The organism is Streptomyces diversicolor (genome assembly GCF_057537855.1).
Genome location: NZ_BAAJXA010000042.1, coordinates 69,101 through 85,217, shown reverse-complemented (window position 1 = coordinate 85,217; position 16,117 = coordinate 69,101). Strand labels below are relative to the sequence as shown.

The following is a 16,117-nucleotide window of genomic DNA, read 5'->3' as shown; positions in this document are numbered from 1 at the left end:
GCGGCCAACGCCACCGTCCTCGCCGAGATCTCCCGCACGGACGCAAAGTCCGGCGTCCTGCTCACATCCTTCTCCCTGCCCCTCGCCGCGCTCGTCGCGGTGGTCCCGGGTCACCACTTACCGTCCGTCGTCGGCCTCCTCGTCGGCGCCGGCGCCCTCGGACTCATCGCCGCCATGCTCGTCGTGCTCGTCGTCGTCCACCCGCGCCTGTCGGGCGCCGCACGCGGCAGCTTCCTCTACTGGTCGCTATGCACTCCCCAGGATCTGGTGGAGGACCTCCAGGCCCCGGACGACCGCGTAGCCCACGTCATCCACCTCGCGCAGATCGCCCGCCGAAAGTACGAGGGCCTGCGCCTTGCCGGAATCATCACCGGCGCCTCGCTCGTCGTCCTTGGCGCCGCCCTGCTCGCCGCCCTCGTCGCCTGACTGCTCTGGAGAAACCGCATGACAACCGACCTCGACCCCATCACCGCGGCCCGTCGCGCCGGACGCTGGGTGATCGGAACCTTCCACGGAGCCCACGACGACGCCGACGTCGTCGCCCTCGCCGTGCGTGACGACTCCACCCCGCTCCCGTATGGCTGGGAGTGCACGTGCGGGATCGGCCAGCGCTTCCCCGCCGAAGAGGGCGTGTGGTCAAGTGCCTTGCGCCATGTCCACCCGCCCCGCTGGCGCGCATGGGCCCGCCGAGTGCCGCTCCTGCGCAGCCTCGTCCAGCCCACGGCACGCCTCCAGCACCCCCGGACGGCCTGACCGGTGACCGGCCGTGCGGTGCCCGCCGACCTGTACGCCGCACTGCAAGTCTGCTTCCCGCACGGAGGGCTGCCCGGCTGGCTCACCGCCACCGGCCCCCGTTGCGGAACCGGAGCCGCCTCGATCCCAGTCAAGAACCCCGACCAGGCGAGCGAACTCGCCGACCTGGTCGCCCTCGCCTGGTGGGAACTCCTCCAGGACCCCGGCGACGACGCGTTCACCAAGCTGTTCACTGCGGCCTGCGCACGGCACCTGAGCTGAAAACAAGAAGCGGGCCCCGTCCTCGGACGGGGCCCGCTTCTTTGTGTTCGGGAACTTACGCCGCGGATGCGGCCGACGCGTCCGCGGCTTCGACCTCGGGGCTGCTCTCCTCGGGGTCTTCGCTCACATCGGCGAGCCCTCCTTCAAGCTCGCCGCCCTCGGCTTCGGTCTCGCCGTCCAGGAACGTGACCGTCACCCCGCTGACCGAGGACAGGACCTCGATCAGGGACCTCACCGCAGTGCGAGCCCGCTTCGGGTCGTGTTCCAGTGCGGCCTGGAGGGCGCCCGTATCGAAGGTGCGAGCAGCCTTCGACAGCGCCCGCACGGTCTTCGCGGGGTCGGCCGCGGAGGTCGAGCGTGCTTCGTTCTCCTCGGAGGAGAGGTAGGAGACCACCGCTTCCTCCGTCTTGGCCTTGTGCCCGGCGGCTCCCTCGGGCAGGGCCTCTACGGCTCCCTGAACGAGTGCGGCGGTGACACTCGCGCCCTTGGCCTTCACGAGCCCGAGGTACAGGTAGACGGCCGCCTGCACGCTGTGCTTCTCGACCAGTGGGACCAGGGCCCACGCGTGCCCGTACCCCAGCTTCGTAGAAACAATTGTTTCCAAACCGCCCCCTGGCCTGGCCTGGAACAGGGCTTCGGCCACGCGCCACGTACGGATCAGCTTGCCTGCGTACTGCGGCGTGATGTCCCAGCGGGCCTGTGTGTACTCCTCGAAGGTCTCGAACTGAGCCCGATACAGCCGGGCATCACGCACCACCTGGAGCGCCTTGCCAGCGGCCCAGAAGGCGAAGCGCAGGTTCTCGATTGCGCTCTCGCACTTCACCAACATGTCCTGCTCCTGCGCGATGAGCGCCGGAGTGTCGGTGAGCTGTTTCGTCGGGAGCTTCGTGGAGTCGCCGAGTGCGCGAGCCAGCTCGATCGCGTTGTTCGGGCGCCCCGGGGCGACCGGGGCCCCGCCTACGTTGATCGCCTTACCCATCAGAGCATCTGCTCCATCGTCAGGGCCACGCGCATGAAGTCCTCACGCGCCTTCAGGGCCGTACCCGACATCTTGTACTCGGTGACCAGGGTGCCGTTCTCGTAGGCGTGCTCATGGATGGTGTACCGGCGGATCGGGTCTGCGACCCGCGGGTAGTTCCGCTCGTCAATCCATGCCTTGACCTTGTCGAGCTGCGTCTCGAACTTGTCCTTGCCGGGGTCGTGCATGTTGATCACGACCAGGAAGGGGATGCCTCGCGGCTTGAGTACGCGCTCGATCGTGTACTCGCACTCATCCCAGGTGATCTTTGACGGAGTGATCGGGACGAGCGCCAGGTCCGCGACCTCCAGCACCTCGCGCAGTGCATCTGCTGTCCGGCTCTCGCCGAGCGGGTCGGCCCCCCATTCGGCGTCAGGGTCGACGTCCAGGAAGCCCGGCGTGTCAACGATGATCCGCCGCCGCTCGGGGTCGTTGATGACGCTAGGCAAGATGTTGAGCTTGCTGCGGGTGACGACGAAGTCGAACGGGAGGGCCTCCTCTCGTACGCCCGCGCACCACTTCTCCAGGGTGCCCTGGACGTCGATGCCGGCCGCAACGACGGGAGCGCCCGCGGACTCGTCCGCGTTGGACAGCACCGCCGACCGGCCCGCGCACGCGGCCGTGTTGACGGCGATGGTGGACTTGCCCGCGCCGCCCTTCTGCTGGATGACGACGATCACTTTCGCCGTTCTGGCGACAGCGTCAGCGGCCGTGTCGATGGCCGTTGAGAGGGCTGTGGATGTGCTCATTCCGAGGCCTTCCGTTGATTTCACCGCACGATGGGCGGTTACTCGGATCGCGCACAGCTTGCCAGACGTTTGGGGCGTTGATGTGCATCGGAGCATTACGGAAAGAGCAATGGCGTTCGAGTGAAATCGAACGACTTGGAAACAGTTGTTTCTACTCTCAAGCCTGGTCGGGGATTTCGGGCTGATCCGCTGCCGTGGCCCGGTCGATCGCGGCACGGAGTAGGTCGCCGGTGGTGAGGACCTTGGCGCGGAGGCGGTCGCGGATCTCTAGTGCGGACTGCGGCGCGGAAGGCCGCCCGGCTGCGACCATGAGGGCGAGTTCGGCGGGGATGCCGTCACGTTCGGCTTCCCGGAGGGCGACGTCGACTCCATCACCCCAGCGGTCGGCCCAATCCTGGAGGGCTTCGACGGCCTCCTTGCTGGTCCAGTAGGCGGCGCGGCGGACGGTGTCGCCGAGGCTGTAGGGCAGGTTCACGGACACGCGGTGGGTGTATCCGCCGTCGCCCATGGGTGTGCTCGGTGGGGTGCCCCACGGGCGGCCCGGGGCCTCGATTTCGCCCTCTGGCGGCTTGGGCCACTTGCGGTCCAGGCCGCGGGCGCGCAGCTCCTCGCGGACTGCCCGGGTCACGATGTCGTCCCGGGTGCCGCCGAACTCGCCGGTGCGGCGCATCCTCGCGACCCGGGCCCGGATGTCGCTGCGGACAGCCGCGGCCGCGCGCCGAGACATGCCCGGCAGGATCAACTCCTTCCGGCGCGCGGCGACCCACTCTTCCTCTCGCTCCCGCTCGTCCCTGCGGCGCGCGTTCAGCGCCTCCAAGGCCTCCTCGGTCACGGCCACGTGGAACTTCATGCTCACCCTCGCCATGAAGGAAATGTAGCCAGATAACCCGAGGGACGAACGCGGGCCCCGGGGCGGGAGGTTCGTGTCGGGGTGGGAACTTAAATCGGTTGCTCCTGAGTCGTTATGGTCGTCAGGTAGGGATCAAGGATGTCCGCCGCCGGCCGGGTGGTACCCGGTGCAGGCGGTGCGGGACGGGCCAACGTCCGCCCGCCGGAGCAACGGGGGAGTAGCGCGCATGACGAACAGCCGCACCGATCACCAGCCCTACGTGCAGGCCGTGGTCGCCGAGATCGAAGAGATCGGCCTGAGCGTCGCGGGGGACGCCGTGACCGGACGCCCGCCGGCGGTCCGCACGGCCGTCGTCACGCTGGAGGTGCCGGACAGCGGTCCGTACGCCGACGAGGACAACGACCTCGAACTCGTCTGGAACGAGGCGTACGGCTGGGTGCTCCACCTGCCCGCCGAGGCCGGGATCAGCGACTGGTTCATGGGCGAGGACCTGGTGCCTGCGCCCGCCCGGGTCGCCCGCTGGGTCGACATGGTGCTGTCGAACCCGGGCCTGACACCGAGCCGGGAGGACGGGCCGCAGCGCCTGCCCGAGAGCGAGGACGAGGCGTTCGAGTCGCGCCTGTCGGCCTTCGCCGCGTCCGCCTGACGCGCTCGCTGTCCTCCCGACCGCCCGCGGGCCGTCGGCGCTGAGGCTGCGCCGGGCCCCGCAGCTTGGAGAACGACATGTCCAACCCCGTCGAAACCCCGGTCGCCCCTGCCCCCGAGCCCGGTCCGGAGGGCCGCCTCGGACCGATCGGGCGTGCCCGCGCGAGCCTGACGGCGATCGAGACCCTCCTCCGGCTGCGCGAGGACCAGTCCCCGCCCACCCCGGAAGACCTCGCCGCCCTGCGGCACTGGCCCGGCTGGGGTCCGCTCGCCCCCGCCCTGGCGGAGAACCGCGAAGGAACCTGGGCGGAGATCGGAGAGGAGCTGCAACGCCTGCTGTCGCCGCGCGAGTACCGGCAGGCCGAACAGGGCACACCGACCGCCTACTACACCCCCGACCGGATCGCAGAGGCCTGCTGGACGGCCCTACGCGATCTCGGCTTCCGCGGCGGCCGCATCCTCGAACCCGGCTGCGGCGCGGGCACCTTCATCAACCACACCCCCGACCGGATGCCGGTCGAGTGGTTCGGTGTCGAGCGCGACCCGACCACCGCGGGCATCGCCGCACTGCTGCACCCGGACGCGCAGATCATCAACGCCCGGCTCCAGGAAGCCGGACTCGCCTCGAACAGCGTGGACGCCGTCCTGGGCAACGTGCCGTACGGCAACTTCCAGGTCCACGACAAGACCGCACCGAAGGCGGTCACCGACTCGATCCACAACTACTTCATCTGGCGTTCGGTGCAGGCACTGCGCCCCGGCGGCGTCGCCATCCTGCTGACCTCCCGCTACACGATGGACTCCGCGGACGACACCGCCCGCCGCGCCATCGCCAAGCACGCCGACCTGCTGGGCGCTATCCGGCTGCCCAACGGTGCCCTCGCCGAGGGTGGCACCGGCGTCCTGGCCGACATCCTCATCGTCCGCCGGCGCGACACCGACGGTCCCCTGGACGACAGTTGGATGGAGGTCAGCGAGGTTCCGACGGTCCCCGGCCAGTACGCCAACGACTACTTCCTCCGGCACCCGGAGAACGTGCTGGGCAGGTTCGAGCAGGGGCGGGCCGCGCAGTACGGGCACACCCTGGCGGTGAAGGCGCCCGAGGGCCAGGACCTCGGGGCCGCGCTCGGCACCGCCTTCGAAGGCATCACCGCGCAGGCCCGCAACGAGGGCCGCGACTGGCGGGTCGCGGTCGGCGCGCAGCCGTTCACCGAGGACACGCTGCCCTTCCCCGTCCGCGAAGACGGCCGGAAGGAAGGCTCCTTCCACCTCGTGGACGGCAAGCCGCACGAGGTGGTCGACGGCGAGCTGGTCGCGGTCGAGCGCGCGGGCAAGGAACTGCCCAAGCTCATCGCGCTGCGCGATGCCACGCTGAAGCTGATCGAGGCGGAGACCGACCACGACACCCCCGACGCGCAGCTCGACCCGCTGCGCGCCGAGGTGAACCGGCTCTACGACGCCTATGTCAAGGCGCACGGCCCGATCAACCGCTTCACCCTCGCCGAGGGGCAGGTTGACGAGGAGACGGGGGAGAAGTCGGTCAGCCGCCGCTACCCGCGGCTGGGCGGGTTCCGTCGTGACCCGGACGTCGTCTCGGTCCTCGCGCTGGAGGACTTTGACGACGAGACGCAGAAGGCGGACAAGGCCCCGTTGCTGCTGCGTCGGGTCAACCGCCGCATCGAGCGGCCGACGTCGGCGGAGACGCCGGAAGAGGCGCTGTCGCTCTGCCTGAACTTCAAGAACAAGGTCGACGTCCCGACCATCGCGCAGCTCCTGGGGATCGAAGAGGACCAGGTGCCCGGCGCCCTCGGGGACCTGGTCTTCCCCGACCCGGACAGCGGCGAACTGCTGACCCGCGGCGCGTACCTGTCCGGGCCGGTCGTGGACAAGCTGGAGCGCGCCGAGTTCCTGCTGTCGCAGGGCCGCGAGGACCTTCAGGGGCACGTCGACGCCCTGCGCGAGGTGCAGCCCGAGCCGCTGCCGCCGGAGGACATCAAGGCCAAGCTCGGCGCCCCCTGGATTCCGGTGGAGGACGTCACTGCGTTCGCCGAGGAGATGCTGGGCGTACGGGTCGACATCATCCACGTGGCCAAGACGGCGACGTGGAACGTCGACATGCCGATGACGATCCCGGAGGCTGCGACCAGCGAGTGGGGCACGGCCCGCGTCAACGCCTTCGAGCTGCTCGACCTCGCGCTGAACGGGCAGGCCCCGAAGGTCTACGACACCTTCCGCACGCCCGACGGCGGCTCGCGGCGGGTGCGTAACGACAAGGAGACGATGCTCGCGGAGTCGAAGATGACGGCGCTGATGCGCCGCTTCGCGAGCTGGGTGTGGGAGGACCCGGACCGGGCGGACCGCCTGGCCGCCGACTACAACCGCATCTTCAACAGCACGGTGCTGCCCAAGCATGACGGCTCGCACCTGACGGTCGACGGCATGGACCCGGAGTTCAAGCCGTACGAGCACCAGTGGGACTTCGTCCAGCGCGTGCTGAGCGCGGAAGAGGGCTCGCTGTGCCCGTACCCGGTCGGCGCGGGCAAGACGGCCACGATGTTCATGACGGCGGTCAAGCTCAAGCAGCTCGGCCTGGTCAACAAGCCGATGATCGTGGTCCCGAACCACCTGCTGGAGCAGATCTCCCGGGACGGCAAGAAGCTGTTTCCGAACGCCAAGATCCTCATGGCGGGCAAGAAGGACCTCGCCGACGCCCGCTCGCGGATGCTGTTCGCGGCCCGGTGCGCCACCGGCGACTGGGACGCGATCGTGATGACGCACAACTCCTTCGGCCGTCTCGGGGTCCACCCCGTCACCGAGGCCACCTACCTGGAGGAGCTGGCCAACGAGTACCGCGTCGCGCTGAGCGCGATCGACGGCGACGACGCCAACCAGCGGCGGATCAAAGAGATCGCCAAGATGGTCGACCGGTTCGACGCCCGCGCGTCCGACCTCCGCTCCAAGGCCACCGACGCCGGTGTCACGTACGAGAACCTCGGTGTCGACTTCCTCCAGATCGACGAAGCCCACCTGTTCAAGAACCTCGCCCTGCCGGCCACGACCGAAGGTATGTCGCTCGGCAAGCCATCCAAGCGGGCCACCGACCTCGACCTGAAGCTCATCGTCACCCGCGAGCGCACCGGCCGGGACAACGTCACCGCCCTCTACAGCGGCACGTTCATCTCGAACTCGGTGCGCGAGATGTACGTCTTCAAGCACTTCACGATGCCCAAGCGTCTGGAGAAGCTGGGGCTGGGCAGCCCGGATGCCTGGGCGGCGAACTTCATCCAGTTCGAGTCCCGGCCGGAGGTCGGGGTCGACGGCGTTAGCTTCCGCCTGAAGCGGCGCCCGGTGGAGTACACCAACGCCGATGAAGCACTCGCCCTGTTTGCGGAGGTCGCGGAACTGCGGCCGCGTGAAGACTTCAAGATCAAGCGGCCCAAGCGCGTCGATCGCTACGTGGAGGTCGAGGCCACACCGAACCTGGTCCAGTACGTTAGCTCGATCTCCGGCCGCATCGACCTGATTCAGCAGGGCAAGGTCAAGCCGTTCGAGGACAACATGCTCAACGTCATCACGGACGGCCGGAAGGCAGCCCTGGACCTTGAGCTGGTCGGGATGGAGCCGGACGGCCCGGGCAAGGTCGGGGCCGTCGTCAGGAACGTTCTGGAGATCCACGAGCGCACCAAGGACCTGAAGTTCCCCGGCTATCCGGACGATGTCTCCGGTGGTCTTCAGCTCGTCTTCTGCGACCTGGGCACCCCGAGCAAGGACCGTGGGAGTCAGGTCTACGGCAAGATCCGCCGGGGCCTGATCGACGGTCTGCCGGAGGAAGGCCTGCCGGGCATCCCGCGCGAGCGCATCCGCTTCATCCACGACTACAACAGCGACCTCGCCAAGGAGCAGTTGTTCACCGACGCCCGGGCGGGCAAGGTCAGCGTCCTGTTCATGTCCTCGGAGAAGGGCGCAACGGGCGTCAACGTCCAGCCCCTCGGCGTCGCGCTGCACCACGTCGACCCGCCGCACAAGCCCGCCGAGTGGGAGCAGCGCGAGGGCCGCCTCGACCGGCCCGGCAACCTGCTCATCGACCTCGACATGGAAGTCGAGTTCCTGCGCTACATCGCGCTGAACAGCTTCGACAGCTACATGTTCCAGCAACTGGAGCGCAAGCAGCGGCCCATCGTGCAGATCATGTCCGGCCGCAAGGTCGGCCGCGTGATCCAGGAGATCGACCCTGTCGGGGCGGGCTTCGGGCAGGCCAAGGCCATCGCCACGGGCAACCCGATGCTGCTGGAGCTGGCTGACGTCAACGGCGAGCTGACCATGCTCCTCAACGAAGCCGACGGCCACCGGCAGGCGCAGGCCCGCATGAGGCGCAAGGTCGAAGTCCTCTCCGACCAGATCAGCGACGCGGAGCGCACCCTGCCCGCCATGCGCGCCATGGCTGACGCGATCACTGCTGCCGGGGACGACGACACATGGCGCACCGCAGACGGCCGCCTCATCGAGCCCGACGACGTCGCCGGCGTCCTCGCACAGACCGCACAGGGCTCCAAGCCCACCCTCGACCTGGACGCGGGCTACCGCTGGCGAGGCCTGCAAGTCGGCTTCACCTGGCACCGGCGCCAACAGTTCGGCGGGATGGCCTACGAGGGGTGGGCGCACCTGGTCGCGGGCGGACATCAGGTTGACGTCCGCCTGAACCTGAGCTGGTTCGGCAAGGGCCAGTCCTGGCGCATCGTCAAGGCGCTCGGAGAGGCCGCCGACGAAGCGGTGACCGCCCCGGTCGAGATCGAGCAGAGGGTCGTCAAGCAGCGTGCGGCGCTGGAAGACACCCGGTCCCACATCGGGCGCCCCTTCGAGAAGCACGCCGAACTGGAAGCGGTCCGCGAGCGGAAGGCCGCCCTGGAGGAGCAGATCTCGGGCGCCGCCATCGCCTCCGGTCGTGAGAGCGGGTCGGGTCCGCAGTTCGATCCCGGCGCCGCCGCCGACGGCGGCCGCGAGATGACCGAGGCGGAGATGGCGATGCACGACGCCACCGCCATGGCCGGGATGCTTGGCGGCACCGCCGTCGTCATCAGCGACGGCCAGATCATCGGCGGCGCCCGCCTGGTCGACGGGACCTCGCCCGGGGAAGATCCCACACCCGATCTGACCGATCCGCGCCTGTGGGATGAGGCCGTGCGCGCCTTCGCCACGGCCGCGGCCGCCGACGCCGACGTGACCGCATGGGCGCAGATCGACGCCAACGAGGGTGCGCCGTTCCGCGAGGGCTTCGCTGGATGGGCACAGGATTGGGCCCTGGAGCGCGCCAACCTCCCCGAGGACCGCCCGGCGTGGCTCCAAGCCTGGCTGTACACCTTGCGCGACCCCGAAGGGGCCGACACGCGTCAAGCCATCCTTGCCGAGGCCGCCGGGATCGCCTGGCGGCAGGCCAGGGCCACCGAACCCGAAGAAGCGCAGCCCACCCCGCAGGACACCCCGACCCCCGAGCCGGAACCGGCACCGGCGCCCGAGGAGTCCGCCGCGCCTCCCGCGCCCCCGCAGACCGAGCAGCAGGAAGCGGCGCCGGCCGCACCGGAGGCACCACAGGCGCCCGCCGAGGACTCGACGGAACCCGCCCCCGCCCCGGCGGAGACATCGACCGACGACGCACGACAGGCGCTCTGGCAGGACGCGGTCGACGCTCTCGGCGACCGCGTCATGGTCGGCCACATCGGCGGCCCGCAGCCCGCCCGCACCCACCAGTCCGCCGGGTGGGCCATCATGGGCGTGCTCAGCGACGACCAGGTCAAGACACTGGTCAGCGCCGTCACGATGGACGAGCAGCCGGTCAGCACGGAGCCCGGCGAGATGCCCACCGACCTCGTACGCGAGTGGATTGCCGAGCAGCAGCAGACACCGACGACGGCCTTCTACGCCTCCACCAGCAACGACCTGCCGCCCGCCCTGCGCGGCGACGGCGACGTGCACCTGTCGACCCGCGCGGACGGGCTGACCATCGAGCAGGGCGACGTCTCCACCACGATCCTGTGGGAGGAACTCCCGGCCTGGATCAACGCCGCCGTCACCCACAACACCGCCAACCGCGACCCGTTCAAGCCGTGGTGGCGATACGGGCGCCTGGACCACGAGATCCACTTCCGGCGCGACGAGAACAACCAGGCCATCCGCACCGCGCTGGACGCCCTGGCCGACGCGCTGCGCGAGACCGTGCCCCCGACCGACGAACAGCTCGCCGAAGCACGCGACCGGTACGCCCCGCCGGCGGCCACGCCCGCCACGGCCACGGAGCCCGCGGCCCCCACCGAGGACGCCCCCGCCGAGGAGAACGCGCCGCAGGAGTCCGCACAGCTCCCCGAGGACGCCGTACCGGTCCCGGGCGCCGAGGGCTACCACTACACCGAGGAAGGCCGCACCGTCCGCCTCTACACCGAGGAGGGCGAGGAGGTCGGCACGGCGAAGTGGAGCTACAGCAAGTACCGCTACCTGGGCGACGTCCAGGGCGACACCGTCCGGGGCACCGATGACGGCGCCACCGTGGCCAAGCGCATGGCCAACCACCACGCGGTCGTCTACGGCGACCGGGTACACCGGCCCACGCTCGATGACCAGGGCCGTGACCCGGTCTGGATTCTGCACAACGGCTCCGACACCCTCGTCTTCGGCGTGAGCCCGGAGGACGACACCGCCCGGGCGGCGATGTGGACCGGCGGCGGCTTCAAGGAGTCCCGCAAGGTCAGCGGCTGGTACCTGCCCCGCACCTGGAAGGAACCGACCCGCAGGCAGCGCGTGGACGACGCCGTGCGCGTCCTCGCGGCCGCCGGACGCACGGTCACCGTGCACACCACCCGGGAGGAGCGCCAGCAGCCTCCCCAGCGGCCCGCGCGGCTGCCGGAGTTGGAGGTGACGGCGCCGAACCTGGACGAGGTGCCGCAGTTCTTCAACGCTGCACCCTTCACCGACCAGGACGACCTGCAAGACGTGCAGGCGCTGGACGCCGCCTACGACCGGTGGAGCCAGCACCCCACCGTCCGGGCCTACCTCAACCAGGACAACGACGCCCGGCCCGACGGCTTCGGCACCCCGGACAACCCCATCGCCGAACTGCACATCGCCTACCACCGAGCCCGGTTGGCGCTGCGCGAACCCGTCCCCGGGGGCCCGGACGAGATTGTCCGCCGGGTCTACGGCGTGGCCGCCTGGTGCCAGGCGCTGGAGCCCGCCGTGGAACAGGCTCTCCTCGACCCCCTCCAGGACGTATACGCGGCGGCTCACGGCCTTGCCGCCCGCTCGCAGGCCACCATCGCGGCCCTGACCGCAGAACGGGCCGCGGCCGCCGAGAACACCCCCGCCCCGACGCAGGAGGCGCCCGCCGCTCAGCAGCAGCCGGACGCCGGAGACCAGCCGGACCAGACCGCCCCTGCGGCCGCTGAGGAGCAGGGCCCGGCCGACCCCGCCCCGGCCGCCGAGGAACCGCCCGCGGCGCCGCCGGTGCCCGTGCCGGACGCCGACAGTGACCTGCCCGTCGTCTCCGATGAGTTCGCGATCCTCTACGCCGCCTACCGGGAACTGGTGCCCGCCGGCATCGCCGACGGCGGCGTCACCCGGGACACCAGTCGCATCGTCATCACCGGCGACGGCGTCCGTGTCGACGGCGCCACGGTCGAGCGGCTGATGGACGCGGGACTGCTGGAGTACGGGGCGACACCGAACGTCGACATCACCCCGGCCGGTCGCCAGCGCATCAACGAACTGGAGCGCACCGACCGCCCGGAGCCCGCGGTCGGCGACCGCGTCCTGTTCGTGGCCACCGGCCGGTTGGGCATCGTCGGCGGCTACGCGGACAAGGAACACGGGCGCGAGGCACAGGTCGTCTGCGACCGCGACGGCTCGCCGAACGGCTGGGACGTCGACATCGCCCCCCTCTACATCGTCACGGTGGAGCCGGGGGTCATGGAGCCGGACGCGGCCGCCGAGGCGTACCGGGTGGCCGCGCTGCGCCAGATCCCCGGGACCCTGACCGACCCGGCCCTGCGCGGGCCCGCGCTGGAGGCCATGACCGCTGCGGCACTGGCCGCCCCGCCGGTGGCACAGGCGGCCCGCGCCAACGACCTCAACAACTTCATCTACCCGTTGGCCGCCTGGGTGGACGAGTGGGTGACCGAGGAATGGGCGGACGTCCCGCCGGACGACTGGCCCAACTGGGTCCGCGCCTACTTCCGTGAGGGCGACGACGTCGTAGACGACCGCAACGGCCTGTACGCCGAACTGGCGGGTCCGGTCTACGCGCGGCTCCGCACCACGGAGGCCGAACCGGACACCGCTCCGGCCTCCGACCTCGCCGACGCGGAGCAGCAGACCGCAGAGCCGGAGCCCGTCCCGGATGCCGACGCCGAGCCGGAGGAACAGCTCGACCTGTTCGGCACCGGCAGCGTGCCCGCCCCGCAGGAGACACCGCCCGGCCCCGCCCCGGTGCCGGACGCCCCCGATGCCCCGGAGCCGGAGCCTGCCCCGGAGCCGGAGCCCGATCCTGCCCCCGAGCCGGAGCCGGAGCCTGCGCCGGACGAGCCGGACGAGGAGGAAGGACAACTCGACCTCTTCGGCGAGGCAGCCCCCGCGCCTGCCCCCGCGCAGCGTCCCGGCCGCCGGCGCGGTCGGCGCGAGCCGGAACCCGCTGTCTCACCGGGCACCGAGGGAGCCCCTGACGGACGCCTCGGTGTGTACGGACACGCCGACCACGGCGAGTGCGAGCGCTGCGGAACCACCGACACCGACCGCTACACCGTGGTCCTTCACTGGTTCGGCCCGGACCACGCCGAGATGGCTGCCGAGTGCGGCCCCTGCGTCGAACTGACCTTGGGATTGCCCTACCAGCAGTACCGGAGCCTCGCCGACCTCGCCGAGGCCCGGCGTGACGGTGTACGCATCCAGCCCCGGCCCCACCCGGAGGACGACGAAGTCGTCTATCGGCGCACCGCCGAGAACGAGTGGACCAGCGTCCACCGGCCGACCGGCCAGCGCTACCGCACCGCGAAGGAGACCGAGAGCGGATACCGGGGCTTCGTGACGCGCGAGCTGTCCGGCGTGTCCGTGGGCACCGGTGGCTCCGTCAGCTCCATCCAGGAACTCACCGAACGAGCCGCGCTGGGACGTACCGCCGAGACCCACCCCAACGCCAGCGACGACTGGGTCTACTTCTCCTACGGCCAGGACCTGAAGAAACTCGGCATCCCCGAAGGTGAGTCCGTCACCGCCCGCTCGGAGGGGGCCCGCCGGAACCGGGCGCCGCTGGAGCATGGTCCCCTGTGGGACCTCCGCATCGGCGACACCGACTTCACGGTGGAGATGGTCTACCAGCAGGGGCTGCCGGGCCAGGACGGTCACCGCCTGGAAGTGACCGGGCCCGGAGACATGAGTACGCGTCATCCGCAGTGGGAGGGCGTACTGGAGTGGGCCCGTCAGCGCGTGCGGGACGCCCAGACCGAGCGGGCGGCCGCAGAGACCATGGCACCACCGACGGTGCAGCAGGAGCCCGCGCAGCCCGACCCCGAGCCGGAGCCCGAGCCCGAGGAGGCCCCGGTCGACGCGCCCGTCGCCGAGACGGCCGCGCCGGAGGTTGCTTCCGCGCCGGAGGTCGCAGCGAACGAGGAACCAGAACAGCCCGAGCAGGAGGAAACAGTGGCAGGCGAGCCGGACCCAACCGTCGTCGCACCGGACGCCGCCCCGGTCGCCGATCCGCCCTCGGAGGACGCCCCTGCGGAGGCTCCCGCAGCGGAAGCCGTACCGGCCGTGGACGTTGAAGACCCGCCCGCACCCCGGACCTTCACCGAGACGGTCCCGCTCGCGGCCGACGCCCGCTACCGACTCCGGCTGACCACGGCGGAGGGCGAGGGCCCCCGCGAGGGTGAGCTGTTGTACGGCGAGGCCACCGTCGCCGCGGTGCGCCTGTCCGCCTCCGGACGGTGGTTCGCCCGGCTGACTGTCGACGGCCAGCCTGTCGACGTCACGGAACTCAACGGCTCACCGATGGATGCCGCACGTCAGGGCGCGGTGATGTTCGCCGTCGTCACCGGGGAGCCGTACGGCGCCCCGCCGGTTGCCGTCAACGTCCGGGGAGTGCAGTCACGAGCGGACGTGCTGCGCGTTGAACTGCGTACCGCCGCCGAGCAGCACCTGCGCACCCTCACCCTGGCGGCCGCGCGGGCGAGCGATAACTACGGGCAGAACCCCCTGTTCCAGGCCCTGAGCGTCCAGCTCGGGCGTCTCGGTGCCGCCGACGTGGAAGACCACGGCTCGCGGCAGATGGCCGCGAACCTCACCGCAGTCCGAGAGGCGGTCATCGCCTGGGCGGCCGCGCTGCCGGCGGACCCCGCCCTCGATGAGCGCCAGCACCTGGCCTTCCCGCTCATGAACCTGCTGCACGAGACCACGCGCCTGGAGGGACGCCTCCAGGCCACCCTGGACGCGATGGTGGTCGAGCGCGCCGCCGCCCAGGAACAAGAGGCTGCGGCCGCCGCAGCCGCCGCGCAGGCCGAACCCGCCCGCGACGACACCGCGCAGCAGGCCGAACCCGCCCGCGACGACACCGCGCAGCAGGCTGACCCGGCACCGACGCCGGAGCCCGCTTCGGACCCGGTGGCCGCCGAGACGCCGGAACCGCCCGCGGCCGCCGACACCCCCGGCCCGGAGCAGGTTCCCGACGCGACCGACCAGCCCGCCCCGCTCCCCGACGACGCCCCGGAGGACACCGAGATGGCCACGCCCGCCCGCCCCGCGACACCCGAGAGCCCGGCGACTCCCGGCCCGGACGGCGCCGCCGAGCCGGGCGAGGAACAGCCCACGGCCGACCCCGCGCCGCCCGCCGCTGCTGAGCCGGAGGCCGACCTGCCGCTGTGGACCGGCCCGGCGGAAGACTCCGGCCCGCAGGAGGACCGTCCGCTCGACGTCGTCGCCGACTTCGCTGCCGTCCAAGAGGCGTGGGACGAACTCGTGCCCGCCGACAAGGGCACGGGCGCGGATCTGTTCGCCAGCGTGGAGGACGAACTCCAGCGGCTGGAAGCGCTGTTCGCCGAAGCCGTGGCCAAGCTCCACCCGCCCGCCGAACCGCAGCCCGCCCCGGCCGCCGAGACGCGACAGCCCGACCTCGCTGCCCCGGCGAACGAGGCCCCTGCCGAGCAGGAGAAGGCGCCGGACCGCGACCCGCAGCAGTCGGCGGACGCCGTCAACACAGCGCTGCGGGAGGCGGACGCCCATGCGCCCGCACTCCAGGACCTGCCAGAGTGGCAGCGCATCCAGAGCGTGCGGGGGGCCTTCGGCCACCTGATGCACGTCATGAAGGAGCGGGCGGGCGAGCACATCGGCAAGCTCATGGCCGACGGGCGCGTCGCAGACTTCGTCCGCCGGGTCTCGATCACCGCGTGCGAGAAGGTCGCCGGGTGGGCGCAGGCCGCCGCCGACAAGCTGCGCCGCACCGACGAACGCGCCACGGACAAGCGCGAGGCACTGCCGAGCGCGGAGGCACTGCTGCGGCTGGGAGGCGCGGCCCTCGAGTATCGGGGACCGCGACGTACGGGCGGCGGCACCCCGCCGTCGGCGAACGGCGCGGCCGACCCGGTGGACATCCCGGCGATGCGCAAGATGGGGGAGGCCCTCAACCGGCCGATGCCCGGGGCCAAGCGCGGTGTCTCCGCGGCCGCCGCCCGGGGCCGGTCGACCACCACGAGGCGAGGGAAGAAGCCCGCCGCCGGCGGCAGCGCCGAGCAGGCCGGGCACCTCCGCCGCGACGCCGCCGAGCAACCGCAGGCACGCAAGCCCACCCAGCGCTGACCGGCCGGGCCGGAG

General features: G+C 71.2%; 8 protein-coding genes. 5 read left to right on the top strand and 3 right to left on the bottom strand.

All coding sequences use genetic code 11. The features are described from left to right. The 3 genes from AC27LF_RS36340 to AC27LF_RS36330 all read left to right on the top strand — a co-directional run. Positions 1–426 (top strand): Pycsar system effector family protein (locus AC27LF_RS36340; protein ID WP_487227826.1); only part of this gene is annotated, 426 nt, incomplete at its 5' end. 18 nt (positions 427–444) lie between these two features. Further along, positions 445–753 (top strand): hypothetical protein, encoded by a 309-nt coding sequence (locus tag AC27LF_RS36335; protein WP_479660612.1) that lies wholly within the window; start codon positions 445–447, stop codon positions 751–753. A 3-nt stretch (positions 754–756) separates the two neighbouring features. After that, positions 757–1,014 carry a hypothetical protein gene (locus AC27LF_RS36330; RefSeq protein ID WP_479660611.1) on the top strand — a complete coding sequence of 86 codons (258 nt, stop codon included), beginning with the start codon at positions 757–759 and terminating at the stop codon, positions 1,012–1,014. Positions 1,015–1,069: 55 nt separating this feature from the next. On the opposite strand, the gene AC27LF_RS36325 is transcribed toward AC27LF_RS36330, so the two are convergent. The 3 genes from AC27LF_RS36325 to AC27LF_RS36315 all read right to left on the bottom strand — a co-directional run bounded on the left by AC27LF_RS36325 (position 1,070) and on the right by AC27LF_RS36315 (position 3,646). Continuing rightward, the gene (locus tag AC27LF_RS36325; RefSeq protein ID WP_479660610.1) at positions 1,070–1,993 is read right to left on the bottom strand and encodes a hypothetical protein; all 924 of its coding nucleotides are present in this window, start codon (positions 1,991–1,993) and stop codon (positions 1,070–1,072) included. Beyond that, positions 1,993–2,781 (bottom strand): ParA family protein, encoded by a 789-nt coding sequence (locus AC27LF_RS36320; protein WP_479663436.1) that lies wholly within the window; start codon positions 2,779–2,781, stop codon positions 1,993–1,995. Before AC27LF_RS36320 ends, AC27LF_RS36325 begins: the two co-directional genes overlap by 1 nt. 157 nt (positions 2,782–2,938) lie before the next feature. Further along, the gene (locus AC27LF_RS36315) at positions 2,939–3,646 is read right to left on the bottom strand and encodes a hypothetical protein (protein WP_479660608.1); all 708 of its coding nucleotides are present in this window, start codon (positions 3,644–3,646) and stop codon (positions 2,939–2,941) included. Between the two features lie 211 nt (positions 3,647–3,857). On the opposite strand from AC27LF_RS36315, the gene AC27LF_RS36310 reads away from it, so the two are divergent. Both AC27LF_RS36310 and AC27LF_RS36305 read left to right on the top strand, forming a co-directional pair. After that, positions 3,858–4,277, top strand: coding sequence for a DUF6292 family protein (locus AC27LF_RS36310; protein ID WP_479660607.1), 420 nt, complete (start codon positions 3,858–3,860; stop codon positions 4,275–4,277). 77 nt (positions 4,278–4,354) lie between these two features. Continuing rightward, a complete protein-coding gene (locus AC27LF_RS36305; protein WP_479660606.1) occupies positions 4,355–16,102 on the top strand; it encodes a hypothetical protein in 11,748 nt (3,915 codons plus the stop codon). Positions 16,103–16,117: the final 15 nt, after the last annotated feature.